This is a genomic window from Vagococcus entomophilus, from assembly GCF_003987595.1.
GTDB lineage: Bacteria > Bacillota > Bacilli > Lactobacillales > Vagococcaceae > Vagococcus_E > Vagococcus_E entomophilus.
Map to the genome: position 1 here is coordinate 105,822 of NZ_NGJZ01000002.1, position 17,052 is coordinate 122,873.

Annotated in this window: 14 protein-coding genes and 1 riboswitch; of the genes, 8 read left to right on the forward strand and 6 right to left on the reverse strand. The window is 37.4% G+C overall.

Annotation, left to right across the window (positions count from 1 at the left end; all coding sequences use genetic code 11):
- The first annotated feature begins 925 nt into the window (after nucleotides 1-925).
- On the forward strand, nucleotides 926-2,155 hold the full coding sequence (locus CBF30_RS06520) for a CPBP family intramembrane glutamic endopeptidase (RefSeq protein WP_170168964.1): 1,230 nt from the start codon (nucleotides 926-928) through the stop codon (nucleotides 2,153-2,155).
- Between the two features lie 127 nt (nucleotides 2,156-2,282).
- Here the strand turns inward: CBF30_RS06520 and add are convergent, their stop codons facing one another.
- A complete protein-coding gene (gene add / locus CBF30_RS06525; RefSeq protein ID WP_126824012.1) occupies nucleotides 2,283-3,305 on the reverse strand; it encodes an adenosine deaminase in 1,023 nt (340 codons plus the stop codon).
- Between the two features lie 372 nt (nucleotides 3,306-3,677).
- Here add and rpsL point away from each other — a divergent pair, with 372 nt between their 5' ends.
- The 4 genes from rpsL to tuf all read left to right on the forward strand — a co-directional run bounded on the left by rpsL (nucleotide 3,678) and on the right by tuf (nucleotide 8,117).
- Nucleotides 3,678-4,091 (forward strand): 30S ribosomal protein S12, encoded by a 414-nt coding sequence (gene rpsL / locus CBF30_RS06530; RefSeq protein ID WP_126824014.1) that lies wholly within the window; start codon nucleotides 3,678-3,680, stop codon nucleotides 4,089-4,091.
- 42 nt (nucleotides 4,092-4,133) lie between these two features.
- On the forward strand, nucleotides 4,134-4,604 hold the full coding sequence (rpsG, locus tag CBF30_RS06535; RefSeq protein ID WP_126824016.1) for a 30S ribosomal protein S7: 471 nt from the start codon (nucleotides 4,134-4,136) through the stop codon (nucleotides 4,602-4,604).
- Between the two features lie 120 nt (nucleotides 4,605-4,724).
- Nucleotides 4,725-6,809, forward strand: coding sequence for an elongation factor G (gene fusA, locus CBF30_RS06540; protein WP_126824018.1), 2,085 nt, complete (start codon nucleotides 4,725-4,727; stop codon nucleotides 6,807-6,809).
- A gap of 120 nt (nucleotides 6,810-6,929) precedes the next feature.
- A complete protein-coding gene (tuf, locus tag CBF30_RS06545) occupies nucleotides 6,930-8,117 on the forward strand; it encodes an elongation factor Tu (protein ID WP_126824020.1) in 1,188 nt (395 codons plus the stop codon).
- Between the two features lie 125 nt (nucleotides 8,118-8,242).
- Here the strand turns inward: tuf and CBF30_RS06550 are convergent, their stop codons facing one another.
- Nucleotides 8,243-8,503: a SemiSWEET family transporter gene (locus CBF30_RS06550; RefSeq protein ID WP_126824024.1), complete on the reverse strand. Its 261-nt coding sequence runs from the start codon at nucleotides 8,501-8,503 to the stop codon at nucleotides 8,243-8,245.
- A gap of 138 nt (nucleotides 8,504-8,641) precedes the next feature.
- A complete protein-coding gene (locus CBF30_RS06555; RefSeq protein ID WP_126824027.1) occupies nucleotides 8,642-9,394 on the reverse strand; it encodes a hypothetical protein in 753 nt (250 codons plus the stop codon).
- Between the two features lie 157 nt (nucleotides 9,395-9,551).
- Nucleotides 9,552-9,644, forward strand: a riboswitch (SMK box riboswitch).
- Between CBF30_RS06555 and metK the strand changes: the two genes are divergently transcribed.
- Nucleotides 9,642-10,829 (forward strand): methionine adenosyltransferase, encoded by a 1,188-nt coding sequence (gene metK, locus CBF30_RS06560; protein ID WP_126824030.1) that lies wholly within the window; start codon nucleotides 9,642-9,644, stop codon nucleotides 10,827-10,829. Its footprint overlaps the riboswitch before it by 3 nt.
- Nucleotides 10,830-10,906: 77 nt before the next feature.
- Nucleotides 10,907-12,385: an MDR family MFS transporter gene (locus tag CBF30_RS06565; protein ID WP_126824032.1), complete on the forward strand. Its 1,479-nt coding sequence runs from the start codon at nucleotides 10,907-10,909 to the stop codon at nucleotides 12,383-12,385.
- 15 nt (nucleotides 12,386-12,400) lie between these two features.
- Here the strand turns inward: CBF30_RS06565 and mnmM are convergent, their stop codons facing one another.
- The 3 genes from mnmM to CBF30_RS06580 are packed head-to-tail and all read right to left on the reverse strand — an operon-like array spanning nucleotide 12,401 to nucleotide 14,635.
- The gene (mnmM, locus tag CBF30_RS06570; protein ID WP_126824035.1) at nucleotides 12,401-12,988 is read right to left on the reverse strand and encodes a tRNA 5-(aminomethyl)-2-thiouridylate-methyltransferase MnmM; all 588 of its coding nucleotides are present in this window, start codon (nucleotides 12,986-12,988) and stop codon (nucleotides 12,401-12,403) included.
- An 11-nt stretch (nucleotides 12,989-12,999) separates the two neighbouring features.
- Nucleotides 13,000-13,965 (reverse strand): tRNA modification radical SAM protein MnmL/YtqA, encoded by a 966-nt coding sequence (gene mnmL, locus CBF30_RS06575; RefSeq protein ID WP_126824038.1) that lies wholly within the window; start codon nucleotides 13,963-13,965, stop codon nucleotides 13,000-13,002.
- Nucleotides 13,966-13,999: 34 nt separating this feature from the next.
- Complete coding sequence (locus CBF30_RS06580) at nucleotides 14,000-14,635, reverse strand: phosphatase PAP2 family protein (RefSeq protein ID WP_126824041.1); 636 nt, start codon at nucleotides 14,633-14,635, stop codon at nucleotides 14,000-14,002.
- A 347-nt stretch (nucleotides 14,636-14,982) separates the two neighbouring features.
- On the opposite strand from CBF30_RS06580, the gene CBF30_RS12075 reads away from it, so the two are divergent.
- Entirely contained in the window at nucleotides 14,983-16,965 is a 1,983-nt protein-coding gene (locus CBF30_RS12075) for a LysM peptidoglycan-binding domain-containing protein (RefSeq protein ID WP_126824044.1), read from the forward strand.
- Nucleotides 16,966-17,052 lie beyond the last annotated feature (87 nt).

The following is a 17,052-nucleotide window of genomic DNA, read 5'->3' on the forward strand; positions in this document are numbered from 1 at the left end:
AGCCATCATAGATACAACGCATTGTTTTGCTTGCATCCATGAAAATTCATGCTTACAAGCAGTATCTAAAATAGCTAAAGTAGGCTTTATTCAGTTGTGTTGGACGTGTTGTTTTCATAGATAAAACCCTCCACAAGAATTTAACTTAAACATAGTATAAATTGAACAGAAAGCTCTTGTCAATCCTTTTATAGAAAAATCTAAAAATTTGCACAGTTTACTGAAGCTTATTCAGGACAGGAATCCTTAATTGTAAAACTAAGCTCAAATTGCTTTTGATTCGCACTGACATCGTGGGGGCACCTCGTATAACTACCGCTGATTTTTCTGAAAAAATTATGCGAACGGTACATCTGCTACGATACTTGTGTTGGCACAAACACTTCCCCGAAAAAAGGCGCAATATCACGCCGTCTTCTGACCAAAAAGTAAATCAAGTAGCTACAAATTATACACAAGTCTCAAATACAACGAACACGAAACAACTATCAAACAAATTTCTAAAAACAGATGAACAAGAAAGATTTACAAATGAGTGTAGTAGGTCTATTATGTATTTTGACAATGAGTCTGGGATTGTATAGCTGAATAAAAAAATATAGTGAGGAGTAGCGTGTACTCTAGAGTGGACTTAAAAAACTCTAGAGTATTTCCTTGCTTATTTGAAGAAAAAAACAACGGTAAGCTTATTAGTGACCTATTTAAATGAGTTCTTAGGCCAGGTTGAAGAATAACATTGTCTTTTGAAGAGTTTATTCAGCTGTACGAATTGAAACAAAAAATGGAGCTATAAAAGGGGGATCAATTGAATTTAATCGCTGAACTCAAATACGTTTGGAGTATCAGAAAATTTTATGTGCAAGAAGACAGTGAAGTTCGACAATTTTTTGAATGAATAAAAAGAATGAAGGTAAGAGGTGCCAAAATGAAAACAGCTAATAAAGATACGAAATGGTTAAGTATCTTTCAAATGATTTACCTTATAGAGGTAGTAGTCTTGTTGATAACAATGTGGGTAACCACAGACAAAGCAATATTTTTAGGGAATTGTATAATGTGTACAGGAATCGCAATTTTTTCAATGAAGTTTGACACGTTTCAAGGAAAATATCTTCCTATTTTAACTAAAAAGTTTAAATGGACTAGTTTGAATGTCCTTAATTGGTTTTTGCAAACACTGAATTTAGTTTTCCTATTGGGTTATGGAGCACCTGTGATTAAAAAGTTCGCCAGCATTTTGGGCTTGTCGGTAAATTCTGGTGGAACTTCCTATTTTCATTACTTCATAGCTGCCTTAGTAGCAGGATTGTTGCTAATACCTTACTATCTAACGGTAACTTTACCCAAAGTTGAGAATGTAGTTTTATTATTTTTAGAAACACTTGGTATAGTCTCTATGTACTTGATTGCTTTTATGGCAATGGTAGACATGCTGATTTTTTATATGGGAGTGCCAACAGATACGATTAGTGAGGAGCCTGTTATCTCCGTATTCTTTTTTGTCATTCCACTAGTCTATGCCAATTTGATAAAAAATAAGTTTTCAAAACCTAATTGGCTGTCTAAAGGGAATTTCTTCTCGCTGAAGTCCATTGCGATACTCACAGTATTTTTTATTGTCATTTTTATGATTGATTCTGCTGTGTGGTTACATCCCATGAACACTTGGAAATCAGTCAATCTGACTAATTTGTTTTTCTCTGTTCGTTCCGGTGTTGGAGAAGAATTTATTTTTCGTATTTTAGTTTTTTCTTTCAGCCTGTATGCTTTCAAAAAATACCAACATGGTGTGCAGTATGCCGTTGTCTTTCAAGCAGTCATTTTTGGGGGTATGCATTTGATTAATCTACTTTCTCCAGGAACGGATTTATCTGCTACTATTGCTTCTACAATCGATGCTTTTGGGATAGGAGTTTTGTTTGCGGTCCTATATCTGGTTACGAAAAATCTAACGCTCATCGTTGGAATCCATACAATTTGGGATTTACTTCAAAGCGTCGTGACAGGAGACGGGAATATGAGCGTGAATGGTCTTGCGGGATTTGCCATTTCACTGACAGTTTGTCTGCTTTGTGTAGGCTATAGCTACTTTTTATTTTCTCGTAATAAAGATCAAGTAGCATATAACGCGAACACATTAATCAATGTGGACTAACTAAAACATTGCTAAGCGAAATCCGTCCACATTCTACATAGTAAACAAAGAGAGCCTTCCAGAATAATGGGGGCTCTCTTTGTTATTTTAGAATAAAAAAACACTAGTTGGGAGGCTGCTATTGAAATTAGTTGACAAAAGGTTCATAACCAGCTACCAATTCTCGGTGAAGCAATTCTTTTTCTCTTTCTAAGAGGAAAGCCCCATCTACAGCATAATGATTGAGCTGTTCTAAAGTAGCATAGTTTAGTCCGTACCACTCACCTAATTTTAAATACTCATCTGTCAAGGTTGTTCCCGAAACGGTGCGATTATCTGTATTAATGCAGATAGGAACACCGGCCTTTAAAAAGGTTAAAAAAGGATAATCTTCCGGATGTTTGACAGCTTTTGTTTGCAAGTTACTCGTGGGGCACAGCTCTAAAAGAATTTGCTCTTTGGCACACTTTGAAAGAAGTTCAGGGTCATTTTCTAAGGCAATCCCATGTCCAATTCTTGTAGCGCCTAAACGGATAGACTCACGAATATTATGAGCACAACCACATTCGCCAGCATGAAGTGTGATGGGAATATGCCACTCTGAAGCCTTTTTTAACATTTCCTCGAATAATTCGGGTGGATAATGTGCTTCGTCGCCAGCTAAATCAACGCCAGCAACGCCTTTTTCGGCAAAATCATGAGCAGTCTTAGCCACTGCGACGTTCTTCTCAATGGTATGGTGGCGCATGCCACAAAGCAAGGCATTACTCTTTACTCCAAATTGTTTTTCCCCCTCACTAAGTCCTTTTAATACCGCTTGGACAACTTGTGTCAGGGTCAATCCTTTTCTTGTGGAAAGACTTGGAGCGAATCGAACCTCTATGTAGCGAACATTTTCGCGTGCTACTTGCTCAATCAAGTCAAAAGCAGCAATCTCTAGTGCAGACTCAGTTTGAAGTAATGGAAGTACCGGATCAAATTTGGTTAAGTATTCAAGCAAACTTTGGCAATCTTTCGGGACGGTTAGTAGTTTTTTTAGTTTTTTTGGATCATCAGGCAAATCAATTCCTTGAGCGTCAGCCAATTTTTTCAAAGTATGAGGCTGTATCGATCCATCTAAGTGGCAGTGAAGCTCAACTTTTGGCAGTTTTTCCACAATATTTCGTTGCATACATTTTTCATCCCTTCAATAGTTATATAAGTCTAAATGGCTAGTAGGTTTTCTAAACAGTAATTAATTTTAGATAGTAATGTAGCATGGGGATATAGGTTTGTCAATTTAGGTTACGATGTTTTTGAAACAGTAGTCGTTAAAAAATGGTTTTTTGTGAGGATTATCGAAAAAAATATTGACAAAAAAATATATAGGTGGTACGATATCAAAGGTGCTTTATGTACAGGTCTTTTCAAAGACGTGCTGTCTGTCGAAAAAAAGCATAAGCATTGCGAATCTGCAAGTTATCTTGCTAATTTTTTTATCGCAAAAAAAGAACCACCTGGATGTGTGGGACTAGAAAAGCAATGTAAGGGAGGAGGAAAAAGAATGCCAACAATTAATCAATTAGTACGCAAATCTCGTCAATCAAAGGTGACTAAATCAACTTCACCAGCATTGAATAAAGGATATAACAGCTTCAAAAAAGCTCAAACAAACTTGAACTCTCCACAAAAACGTGGTGTATGTACTCGTGTAGGAACAATGACACCTAAAAAACCTAACTCGGCTTTACGTAAATACGCACGTGTTCGTTTGTCAAACTTAATCGAAGTTACAGCGTACATCCCAGGTATCGGACACAACTTACAAGAACATAGTGTTGTTCTTATTCGTGGTGGACGTGTAAAAGATTTACCAGGGGTACGTTACCATATCGTACGTGGAGCACTTGATACAGCAGGAGTTACTGATCGTAAACAAGGACGCTCTAAATACGGAACTAAAAAACCAAAAGCTTAATAAAAACTAGAAAATAAATATAATCGGAAGGAGGAGTTACGTATGCCTCGTAAAGGTCCTGTTGCAAAACGTGATGTTTTACCAGATCCTATATATAACTCAAAAATTGTGACTCGTTTAATTAACCGTATTATGGTTGATGGAAAGCGTGGAACTGCTGCTAGCATTATCTATAATGCGTTTGAAACCATTAAAGAATCTACAGGAAATGATCCATTAGAAGTTTTTGAACAAGCAATGCAAAATGTAATGCCTGTTCTTGAAGTAAAAGCCCGTCGTGTGGGTGGTTCTAACTACCAAGTACCAGTCGAAGTTCGTCCAGAACGTCGTACAACTCTTGGTCTTCGTTGGATTGTTAACTATGCGCGTTTACGCGGAGAGCACACAATGGAACAACGTTTAGCGAAAGAAATCATGGATGCAGCCAACAATACAGGTGCTTCAGTTAAAAAACGTGAAGACACACATAAAATGGCTGATGCAAACAGAGCATTCGCTCACTATCGTTGGTAAAATCCTCTCTGTTTTCTTGGTATTAGGAATAGTTCATATTCTTACTACTAAGAGGCAGTTTTTCAAATTAAGTTCAACATAAACAACTTTATTTAAAATGAGAGAGGAGAAAAAAGAAAGATGGCTAGAGAATTTTCGTTAGAAAAAACTCGTAATATCGGTATCATGGCGCACGTTGATGCAGGTAAAACGACAACAACAGAGCGTATTTTGTACTATACTGGTAAAATCCATAAAATTGGTGAAACGCATGAAGGTGCTTCACAAATGGACTGGATGGAACAAGAGCAAGAACGTGGTATTACCATTACATCTGCTGCAACAACTGCACAATGGAAAGGGTACCGTGTAAACATCATTGATACACCAGGACACGTAGACTTCACAATTGAAGTACAACGTTCATTGCGTGTACTAGATGGTGCTGTAACAGTTCTTGATTCGCAATCAGGTGTTGAGCCTCAAACAGAAACAGTTTGGCGTCAAGCAACAGAATACAAAGTTCCACGTATTGTTTTCTGTAATAAGATGGATAAACTTGGGGCAGACTTCTTGTACTCAGTAAATTCATTACATGACCGCTTGCAAGCAAATGCACATCCAATTCAATTACCAATTGGTGCTGAAGATGACTTCACAGGGATCATTGACTTGGTAACAATGAAAGCCGAAATCTATACAAATGATTTAGGAACGGATATTCAAGAAACTGAAATTCCTGAAGAGTATGTAGATCAAGCAAATGAATGGCGCGAAAAATTAGTTGAAGCAGTTGCTGAAACTGATGAAGACTTAATGATGAAATACCTTGAAGGTGAAGAAATCACTCAAGAGGAGCTAGTTGCAGGCATTCGTCAAGCAACAATCAACGTTGAGTTCTTCCCAGTATTAGCCGGTTCAGCTTTCAAAAACAAAGGGGTTCAATTGATGTTAGATGCAGTTCTTGCATACTTACCATCTCCTCTTGATATTGAAGCAATTAAAGGGATTGATAGCAAAACAGACGAAGAAACAACTCGTCCTGCAGATGATAATGGTCCGTTTGCTTCTCTAGCATTTAAAGTTATGACAGATCCATTCGTTGGTCGTCTAACTTTCTTCCGTGTCTATTCTGGTGTCCTTGAAAGTGGTTCATATGTATTGAACGCTTCTAAAGACAAAAAAGAACGTATCGGACGTATTCTACAAATGCATGCAAATACACGTAAAGAAATTGACCAAGTGTATTCAGGAGATATCGCAGCGGCTGTTGGTCTTAAAGATACAACAACAGGTGATACTTTGTGTGCGTTAGACTCACCAGTTATTCTTGAATCAATTGAGTTCCCAGAACCAGTTATTCAAGTTGCTGTTGAACCTAAATCAAAAGCTGACCAAGATAAAATGGGAATTGCTTTGCAAAAACTTGCGGAAGAAGATCCTTCATTCCGAGTTGAAACAAATGTTGAAACTGGTGAAACAGTTATTTCTGGTATGGGTGAGCTTCACTTAGACGTTTTAGTTGACCGTATGAGACGTGAATTCAAGGTTGATGCCAACGTTGGTGCACCTCAAGTATCTTACCGTGAAACATTCCGTTCTGGTACACAAGCAGAAGGTAAGTTTGTACGTCAGTCTGGTGGTAAAGGTCAATACGGACACGTTTGGGTTGAATTTACACCAAATGAAGAAGGAAAAGGCTTTGAATTTGAAAACGCAATTGTCGGTGGGGTTGTTCCTCGTGAATACATTCCAGCTGTTGAAAAAGGTTTGCGTGATGCTATGGATAATGGTGTTCTTGCTGGATACCCATTAGTAGATATCAAAGCAAAACTTTATGATGGTTCTTACCATGATGTCGATTCAAATGAAACTGCCTTCCGTGTTGCCGCTTCTATGGCATTACGTGCTGCTTCTAAAAAAGCAAATCCAGTGATTCTTGAACCAATGATGAAAGTAATTATTACTGTACCAGAAGATTACTTAGGTGATATTATGGGACACGTTACCAGCCGTCGTGGTCGCGTTGAAGGAATGGAAGCACATGGTAATGCGCAAATCGTAAATGCGATGATTCCTTTAGCAGAAATGTTTGGATATGCAACAACTTTACGTTCTGCAACACAAGGTCGTGGTACCTTTATGATGGTATTTGACCATTACGAAGATGTACCAAAATCAGTACAAGAAGAAATCATTAAGAAAAACGGCGGAACTGCTAGCTAATTAGAATGTTTCACTATGTTTTTTGATGATTATCGTGTAAAATGTATTAGAAGATAGAGTGGCGCTTTTTGCGCCGCTCATCAAAATAAAAATTATCTAACTTAGGAGGATTTACTTAAAATGGCAAAAGAAAAATATGACCGTTCAAAACCCCATGTTAACATTGGTACTATCGGACACGTTGACCATGGTAAAACTACATTAACAGCTGCAATTACAACTGTATTATCAAAACGCGGTGGCGGACAAGCTATGGCATACGATCAAATTGATGGTGCTCCAGAAGAACGCGAACGCGGAATCACAATTTCAACAGCTCACGTTGAGTACGAAACTGACACTCGTCACTACGCTCACGTTGACTGCCCAGGCCATGCTGACTATGTTAAAAACATGATCACTGGTGCTGCACAAATGGATGGAGCTATCTTAGTAGTATCTGCTGCTGATGGTCCTATGCCTCAAACTCGTGAACACATTCTATTATCTCGTAACGTTGGTGTTCCATACATCGTTGTTTTCTTAAACAAAGTTGATATGGTTGATGACGAAGAATTATTAGAATTAGTAGAAATGGAAGTTCGTGATTTATTATCTGAATACGATTTCCCAGGTGATGACACTCCTGTTGTTGCTGGATCTGCTTTGAAAGCTTTAGAAGGCGATGCTGCTTACGAAGAAAAAATCTTAGAATTAATGGCTGCAGTTGACGAATATATCCCAACTCCAGAACGTGATACTGACAAACCATTCATGATGCCAGTCGAAGATGTATTCTCAATCACTGGACGTGGAACAGTTGCTACAGGACGTGTTGAACGTGGACAAGTTCGTGTTGGTGATGAAATTGAAATCGTTGGTATTAAAGAAGCAACAGCTAAAACAACAGTTACTGGAGTAGAAATGTTCCGTAAATTGTTAGACTACGCTGAAGCTGGAGACAACATTGGTGCGTTACTTCGTGGGGTTGCTCGTGAAGATATCGAACGTGGACAAGTTCTTTCTAAACCAGGAACAATCACTCCACACACTAAGTTTAAAGCTGAAGTTTATGTTTTATCAAAAGAAGAAGGTGGACGTCATACTCCATTCTTCACAAACTATCGTCCACAATTCTATTTCCGTACAACTGACGTAACTGGTGTTATCGAGTTACCAGAAGGTACTGAAATGGTTATGCCTGGAGATAACGTAACAATTGATGTTGAATTAATTCACCCAATCGCGATCGAAGACGGAACTCGTTTCTCTATTCGTGAAGGTGGACGTACTGTTGGTTCAGGCGTGGTTAGTGTTATCACTGCTTAATTTAATCAACATATAGTATTTAAAAAGCTAAAACAGATATTTCTGTTTTAGCTTTTTTTGTGTAGAAAGTATAAAAACGAATCGCGTAAGTGGCGCCACACCATTTATTGGATAAGAGGATGACACTAGAAAGATGTGACGAAGGTGATAAAACCAAGAACGACGCCAAAAACATTTGGAATGATGAGAATATAGTCTTTTTTTGGTTCTTTGGTAGCGCCGTAAATGACCCATATTAGGCAAGAGCAGGCAGCAAGCAGCGGTTGCCAAGGCTGGCTTTTAGTTCCCTCTAAATTAGCAATAATTTGTGGAATGTAGGCGACAAAAACAAAGATTCCGATAAAGGCACCGATAGAGCCAACAATTTTATTAATTATATTTTTCAAATAACATTCCTTCTTTCTAAACTATACTCTTATTATATAGAAAATTTGGAGAAAAGCTACTTGAATCATGATAACTCTTTCTTTCTTTTTATGTAGAAAAACAGACTTTATATAACATAAAGTCTGTTTAAAATTAACTTAAATATAAAAAATACACAACATGCTTAAGATAAACAAGCTAAGAATAAATTCTTTTTTCTTGGGATTGCTGGTTTTTCCAAATTGAATAAAGAAAAATAAGTTACAAGCTAAAATTAAAAGAATCTGGATTAGGTTTATTTGGTTCGAAAGAAAACTATAAACCAAGAAACCATAAGTTGAGAGCAGTAATAGTGTACTTAAGAAAAGATAGTAGCCGGTTAAAGAAGAGTAGAAGCCTTGAAGTAAAGCAGTATAAAGTAAAATAACTAAAAATGAAAAGATAAAAGGCTTCATCATGTCCAGAGTAAAGTTGAAAGGATAGTAGATAATAAATAGTTGGTTGAAAACAATTCCTTTAAAAAAACTATTTGTAATAAGGTATAAAAATGAGTGCATATAGTTGAACTTTCGTGAATAACAAAGGAATTGGAAGAGTTCGTAACAAGCAAGGATCACACCGTACGGAACGACTGTTTTACTGCTGATTGAAAAGATGAAGAAGCAGGAAATGATCAGTTTAATTATAAATACCGGTGTTGCAATTGATGTCCCATTTTTATTTGCTAAGCGTACAAAGTACTGAAACAATTCGCAGAGTAAAAGATAGACAATAAATGAAAAAATAGGAATAGTTGTCCCTTTTTTAGAATCTAGTAAAATTACTCCAGGTATCAAGGTGGTAACGGTTTGTAAGACTGCCATCAGTAGAAAGAAAGGTAGAGAAACATTAATTGTTTTTTGGTTTTCCAATTGCTTCATCCTCATTATTTGTATATTTGATAAATTCATCGTAGTAAATTTTGAAGACGGAGTCAAGCGGTTCTGTGTAAACAAACAAAAAATCTATCTTAATTTTCTAAATGGGGGCAAATAATCAAGTAAATTTCAAAAAAATCTGGTATACTAGACGTGTTGCAAGATTCCCGATAGGATTTATCTGTAAACAGAACGGATAAAGATTCCTTGTAACCGAATTATCAAAGGGGGAATGACCATTATGGTAGAAAAACGATTATTTACTTCAGAGTCTGTTTCTGAAGGACATCCGGATAAAATTGCCGATCAAATTAGTGATGCAATTTTAGACGCATTATTAGCGAAGGATCCACTAGCAAGAGTTGCTTGTGAAACTTCTGTGACGACAGGTTTAGTCTTAGTTTTTGGTGAGATTTCGACAAGTGCATATGTAGATGTACAAAAAATTGTTCGGGAAACAATTAAAGAAATCGGCTACAAGCAAGCTCAAGGCGGATTTGATGGAGAAACGTGTGCGGTTCTTGTTGCATTAGATGAGCAATCAGCAGACATTGCACAAGGAGTGGACGAAGCGTTAGAGGCACGTGAAGCTTCTAAAAGTTATGACGAAATTGGTGCAGGAGATCAAGGTTTGATGTTTGGTTTCGCAATAGACGAAACCCCAGAATTGATGCCACTTCCGATTGCACTTAGTCATCGGATTACGCGTCGTTTAGCAGAGCTTAGAAAATCTGGTGAAGTCAGTTATTTACGACCAGATGCTAAATCTCAAGTTACAATTGAATATGATGAAGAACAAAAGCCGGTGCGTGTTGACACCATAGTTGTAAGTACACAACATGATGAAGAAGCAACAGTGGAACAAATTAAAAAAGATGTGATTGAAAAAGTAATTCAAGAGGTCGTTCCAAATGAATTACTCGATGAACAAACCAAATATTTTATTAATCCAACTGGTCGTTTTGTGATTGGGGGTCCTCAAGGGGACGCAGGATTAACCGGTCGAAAAATCATCGTAGATACATATGGTGGCTATGCTCGTCATGGCGGGGGGGCATTTTCAGGTAAAGATGCAACCAAAGTGGATCGTTCAGCAAGTTATGCTGCACGTTACATTGCCAAAAATATTGTAGCTGCTGGACTTGCAACCAAATGTGAAGTTCAATTAGCTTATGCTATTGGCGTTGCGCAACCTGTATCAATTGCAGTAGATACTTTTGGCACAGGGAAAGTTTCAGAAGACCGCTTAATTGAAGCGATTCGTAAAAATTTTGACTTGCGCCCAGCTGGTATCATTGACATGCTTGATTTAAGAAGACCTATATATAAACAAACAGCAGCATATGGACATTTTGGACGTACAGATGTGGAACTTCCATGGGAGAAAACGGATAAAGTTGATGCCCTTCTTGGTAGTTTAGCAGAGTAATAGAGGCGATCCTTATTGAGATATTTCTCAATAGGGATCGCTTTTTAAATGAAAAAGAAGTGGGGAAAAGAAAAGAGATGAAGGCAAAAGAAACAAATGTAAAAATTGTCACGGTTGCGATTTTTATTGCAACGTTTATGACCGCTATTGAAGGAACGATTGTCTCAACAGCCATGCCAACTATTATTGGTTCGCTACACGGGTTATCCATTATGAATTGGGTATTTTCAATTTATTTATTAACAAATGCTATGATGACACCCATTTATGGGAAATTAGCAGACAAAATTGGACGAAAAAAAATTTTTATTATAGGAATTCTAATTTTTATCATTGGTTCGTCAATGTGTGGCTTGTCGCAAAATATGCTTCATTTGATTGTATCACGTGCGATACAAGGAGTGGGTGCAGGTGCGATTATGCCGGTGGCACTCACCATCATTGCAGATATCTATCCAGTAAACAAAAGAGCGAAAGTTTTAGGCTTTAATAATGCAGCATGGGGAATAGCGAGTGTTTTTGGTCCTCTTTTTGGTGGATTTATTGTGGATACACTCTCATGGCATTGGATTTTTTTGATTAACGTTCCGATTGGTATTATTTTAATTTTCCTTATCAGTCATTATTTTGTAGAACCAAAACGAGAAGTTAAGACTAAAGAGCCAGTAGATTTTTTAGGAAGTGGCTTATTGATGGCAACATTAATGCTACTTTTATACGGATTTCAAACAATTGCAGATAGTGGAAGCATGAGTCTTGCTTCGAGTCTTTATTTATTTTTAGCTGTGGTTTTATTTATATGGTTTATTTTGGTGGAAAAACAGGCCAAAGATCCTGTGATTTCACTTCAACTATTTCAAAACCCGACATTTGTAGTGGTGAATATTGTCGCAGCCTTAGTGAGTGGCTTTTTAATCGGAATAGAAGTATATATGCCGATGTGGATGCAAGGAGTACTTGGTTTGAATGCTGCTATGGGTGGCATTGTTTTAGCTCCGATGTCTATTACTTGGATAGGCGGTTCTTTCCTTGGTGGGAAATTGATGGAAAGTCTTGATACAAAAAAAGTATTAGGGATTGGTATAGGATTTATCCTAATTGGAGGCATGTGTTTGTGGCTTGTTCCAGCTTCGACTTCGTATTCCGTTTTTTTGATGATCTCTGTTATTTTGGGGATTGGATTAGGCGTAACGATTACCACAACAACTGTAAAAGCGCAGAATAGTGTCGCGCATGAAGTGCTCGGAGTAGCAACCTCATTTAATACATTGGCCAGAACGCTTGGGCAGACTCTGATGGTTTCCATTTTTGGAGTTATTTTTAATCAGACTTTGGCAGCCGAAATGATGAGTAGATCACAACAAGGGGTTTCACAAGAGCTACTTAATAAGTTAGTCAATCCGCACACGGCTAATGAAATTCCAGCAGATCTTTTAGAACCGTTAAAGGGGTTGTTATATACAGCACTGCATACCGTTTATTTTTGTGGATTACTCTTATTAATAGTAGCATTTCTCTTCAATTTTCTTCAAAAAGATCGAAGAAAGCAGAACTAAAAAAAGAGTTTTGGATTATTCCAAAACTCTTTTTTTAGTTGCCTTTTTTTCAATGACCAATAAAAAAGGAGGGCTATTTTTTTGATTGATAAACTGGTAATTTAGTACATTATAGTGTGCTTGAGGAAGTTCTCGAACAAAATTTAGGACTGCCTGTTTTTCCTGCTCTCCGCCAGGGTGTCCGTAGTAAACGACCAAAATGATTCTTCCAGTGGGCAACAAACGTTCCAAAATTGCTTGTACTGCTGTTAATGTGGTTTCTGCTTGTGTAATAATAGTTTTATCACTTTTGGGTAAATAGCCAAGATTGAAGATCGCACCTTTAATTTGGATATCGCTTGGCAAGGCTGTAGCTAACGTTTCATGTCCTTGTTGAAATAGTGTAACGCGTTTATCTAAATTTTCAGCAAGTAATTTTTCTTGTGTATGGTGAATGGCTTTCTCTTGCACATCAAATCCATATATATGACCAGAACCTTTGACGAGTCGAGCAAGAAACAGCGTATCATGTCCATTCCCGACAGTCGCGTCTATCAAGTGATCGTTAGGCTGAATGATTTCTTTTAATAACTGATGACTGTAATGTAAGGCAGTTGCAAGCACAAGAGTCCCTCCTAGCATTTGTTTAGTATATTTCGTGCATTTTTAGCACCTTGGAAAGTATTCCTACGCTTCATCTCATCGTCAATTGCATTTAAGACTTCCCATTTTTTTAAACTCCATTTGGGACCGATGAGCGAATCCCACGGCGAATCGCCTGTTAAACGATGGATGATAATTTCTGGAGGAATAAGTTCTAATTGATCACAGACAAGAGAAACATACTCTTTCATCTCCATAAGCGTTAAGCGTCCCTCGGCAAAGTCACGGACCATCTTCGTGTTTTTCATCAAATGAAGTAAGTGGAGTTTAATGCCTTGGATGTCCGAGTCTACAATCGTTTTTCGGACATTTTCAAGCATCATCTCGATGGATTCCCCAGGTAATCCATTGATTAAGTGAGTACAGACACGGATATGATGTTTACGCAGTTTGGCAACACCGTCTAGGTAAGTCTGGTAATCATGCGCGCGGTTAATGATGTGACTTGTCTCTTCAAAAGTGGTCTGCAGACCTAATTCAACCCAGAGATAGTAACGTTGATTGAGCTCTGCTAAGTATTCAACCACCTCATCAGGCAAACAGTCAGGACGTGTAGCAATTGAGATTCCGACTACGCCCTCTTCGTTGACAACCTGCTCAAACCGATGTCGAAGGACTTCAACTGGAGCATGCGTATTGGTAAAGTTTTGGAAGAAAACCAAATATTTTTCGACATGAGGCCATTTATGGTGGAGTTGCTCAATTCCTTTCCTAAGCTGTAATGGCAAAGGGTCGTGCGGTGCCACAATCATATCTCCCGAACCAGAAACGGTACAAAATGTACACCCTCCGTGAGCGACTGTTCCATCTCGGTTAGGACAATCAAAGCCAGCATCAATCGGAACTTTGAACACTTTTTCTCCGAAATGTTGCCGCAGTGCATAATTCCAAGTGTGATAACGTTTATTTGAATCATTTGAGAATGGAAAAGATTGCATAAAAGTTCCTCCTTATTTTCATTTGTACAAAGCTTTACATCTTTTTTCTAAAATATAAGAACGTTGGATAGGTGGCAAAAAGACCTGATAATCCTAAAGAAAATCCTGCTAGAACATCACTAGGGTAGTGTACCCCTACATAGACTCTACTGATACCAATGAAAATCACTAAACCAGCAAGCATGAGTTGAATCAGTCTACAAGGTAGTTTTTGTCGTATAAATAATGGTAAAAGAAGAAAGAGCGTTCCATAGGTTAGCATACTCCCCATAGAATGTCCGCTTGGAAAACTAGAATGCGCAGCATAGACTAAGTGGGTTAAAGAAGGTCTAGGACGGTTGAAAAGATATTTTAACGCTAAGTTTAAGCACCCACCAATAATAGCAGTATTAAAAAAGAACCAAACTATGGCAGTCCAATCTTTTTTAATTGCTAGCCAACATCCAAATAAGAGAATGATCACTGCTAGTGTGGCGGTGTTCCCCATTTTGGTAATCCCTTTGAAGAAGCTAGTGACTGGGGGGGACATATCCATACGAATCAAGTTAGTTAGGGATTCATCAAGAACATTCAGGATTGGATGTTTGAAATGCAACAACAAAGCAAATAAAACGAAACAGCTGAGAAAAACAGCAGAAAATACATAATAATCTCTATTTTTTTTTTTCATAAAGGCTCTCCTCAAAATTTAATCAATGAGTATAGTATAACATTTTTTGATTAAAGAGGTGAACAAACTAAACAAGCAATCCATATAAAAAACAGCTGTTTTTTTAAATACCCTTTTTTATTCAAGGAGATCTCTTGGAATGTTACAGAATGGTCCCAAAATACTCTACAATCAGATTTCTATTATATGCTTTAATACCAAGGATTTTCAGTGCTAGAACAAGTGTTTATTACGATAAAATTACAATTATATTGAAATCACTCTATAAGAGTTTAAACTTTTCTTAAAAAATTGTATAATAATAATAGTTAGTTTGAACAAGTTTGTGAAAAGGTGGGTAACATTACATGAAAACAGCTATGAGCAGAAAAGAATTAAATAAGGATCAATCGAAACAAAGTGCGATGCCTTCAATGGTGAAGGGCATTTCTTTTTTTAGTACAGCTTTAGCGGTGTCTTCATTTGCAGCACCGTCATTTATTACAACCGCAGAAGCAGCAACGGCTAATACAACAACGTTTTCGAGCGGCCAATTACTTTCTCCAAGTAGTTTTCTAGCTCAAGCAGCTGAGCATGCGCGTAGTGTTGCGGATGCAAATGACTTATATGCATCTGTTATGATTGCACAATCAATTTTAGAAAGTGGCTGGGGGCAGAGTGCCTTAGGATCAGCACCAAACTATAATTTATTTGGGATTAAAGGTTCTTACCAAGGGAATTCTGTGACGATGTCGACAAGTGAATTCTTAAATGGACAATGGACAACAGTAAATGCACAGTTTAGAAAGTACCCCTCTTATAGAGAGTCTTTTCAAGATAATGCGAATGTTATTCGCAATACTTCCTTTCAAAGTGGTGTTTATTATTATTCTGGTGCTTGGAAAAGCAATACCAAATCTTATAGAGATGCAACAGCATGGCTGACAGGACGATATGCGACAGATCCGGGTTATGCGGGTAAGTTGAACAGCTTGATTGAAGCATATAACTTAACGCAGTACGATACTCCTGCTAGTGGAAATAATAACAGTAGTAATAATGATAGTGATAATGGCAACGGCTCTGATAACACAAATGGTGGGAATTCTGATAATAGTAATACGAACACCTCAACTTATACAGTGGTATCAGGTGATACGTTGTACAGAATTGCACTTAAAAATGGTGTGAGTGTTGCAGATATTAAGAGTTGGAATAGCTTGACGAGTGATACTATTTATATTGGACAAAAGCTAAGCATCAAAGGAAGCAGTAACAACAACAATAACAACAGTAATAACAGTAATAGCAACAATAATAATGGTGAGTCTAACAACAACAGTACGAATGCTTCAACTTATACGGTGGTATCGGGTGATACGTTGTACAGAATTGCACTTAAAAATGGTGTGAGTGTTGCGAACATTAAGAGTTGGAATAACTTGACGAGTGATACGATCTACGTTGGACAAAAGTTAAGTATTAAAGGAAGCAGTAGTAACAATAATAACAGCAATAACAGCAGTAATAATACGAATGGTGGCAATTCTTCTAATGGGGGGACAAGTACCTCAACCTATACAGTGGTATCAGGTGACACGTTGTACAGAATTGCATCAAAAAATGGTGTGAGTGTTGCGAATATTAAGAGTTGGAATAGCTTGACGAGTGATACGATCTATGTTGGACAAAAACTAGCTATCAAAGGAGCTGCATCCGCTAACCAAAATAATAATAGCTCTACTCCTACGAATAATGGAACAAATAATAATACAAGCAATAGTGGAGCAACGGATACTTCAACCTATACAGTGGCATCGGGTGATACACTCTACCGCATTGCGTCAAATAAAGGGGTAAGTGTTGCGAACATTAAGAGCTGGAATAACTTAACAAGTGATACCATTTATGTCGGACAAAAATTGTCATTAAAAGGAGCGAGTGTTGCGCAAGCAAGTCAGACTACTCCTACGAATACCACTAATACCAACACAGCAACACCTACAAAAACGAATGCTACCAGTACAACAACTGATAAAAAGTACAAAGTAGTGAGCAATGATACACTTTACCGCATTGCTAAAGATAATAAAATCTCATTATCGGATTTAAAATCATGGAATAACCTAACAAATGACAACATATTTGTTGGACAAGAATTGATTGTGGCAAAAGGCAGTACAACTCCTACAACAGCACCTGCCACCAATTCAGATACGTATAAAGTGGCAAGTGGAGATACCTTATATAATATTGCCAAAAAGCATAATATATCATTACAACAATTGAAATCATTGAATAGTATGAGTACGGATTTAATTGTTGTCGGTCAAACATTGCGCGTAAAATAGATATGTGAATAAAAAAGTAGTTAGGATAAATATGATCTTAACTACTTTTTATGTTTTAAATGAGTTTTTTTTTAACCGTTATCTAAT

What these genes read in the sequence shown, in the direction of transcription:
- CBF30_RS06565 (WP_126824032.1), top strand. Translation starts at nt 10,907, where the DNA reads ATGAAGGCAAAAGAAACAAATGTAAAAATTGTCACGGTTGCGATTTTT.
- CBF30_RS12075 (WP_126824044.1), top strand. Translation starts at nt 14,983, where the DNA reads ATGAAAACAGCTATGAGCAGAAAAGAATTAAATAAGGATCAATCGAAA.
- metK (WP_126824030.1), top strand. Translation starts at nt 9,642, where the DNA reads ATGGTAGAAAAACGATTATTTACTTCAGAGTCTGTTTCTGAAGGACAT.
- rpsG (WP_126824016.1), top strand. Translation starts at nt 4,134, where the DNA reads ATGCCTCGTAAAGGTCCTGTTGCAAAACGTGATGTTTTACCAGATCCT.
- CBF30_RS06520 (WP_170168964.1), top strand. Translation starts at nt 926, where the DNA reads ATGAAAACAGCTAATAAAGATACGAAATGGTTAAGTATCTTTCAAATG.
- fusA (WP_126824018.1), top strand. Translation starts at nt 4,725, where the DNA reads ATGGCTAGAGAATTTTCGTTAGAAAAAACTCGTAATATCGGTATCATG.
- rpsL (WP_126824014.1), top strand. Translation starts at nt 3,678, where the DNA reads ATGCCAACAATTAATCAATTAGTACGCAAATCTCGTCAATCAAAGGTG.
- mnmL (WP_126824038.1), bottom strand. Translation starts at nt 13,965, where the DNA reads ATGCAATCTTTTCCATTCTCAAATGATTCAAATAAACGTTATCACACT.
- add (WP_126824012.1), bottom strand. Translation starts at nt 3,305, where the DNA reads ATGCAACGAAATATTGTGGAAAAACTGCCAAAAGTTGAGCTTCACTGC.
- tuf (WP_126824020.1), top strand. Translation starts at nt 6,930, where the DNA reads ATGGCAAAAGAAAAATATGACCGTTCAAAACCCCATGTTAACATTGGT.
- CBF30_RS06580 (WP_126824041.1), bottom strand. Translation starts at nt 14,635, where the DNA reads ATGAAAAAAAAAAATAGAGATTATTATGTATTTTCTGCTGTTTTTCTC.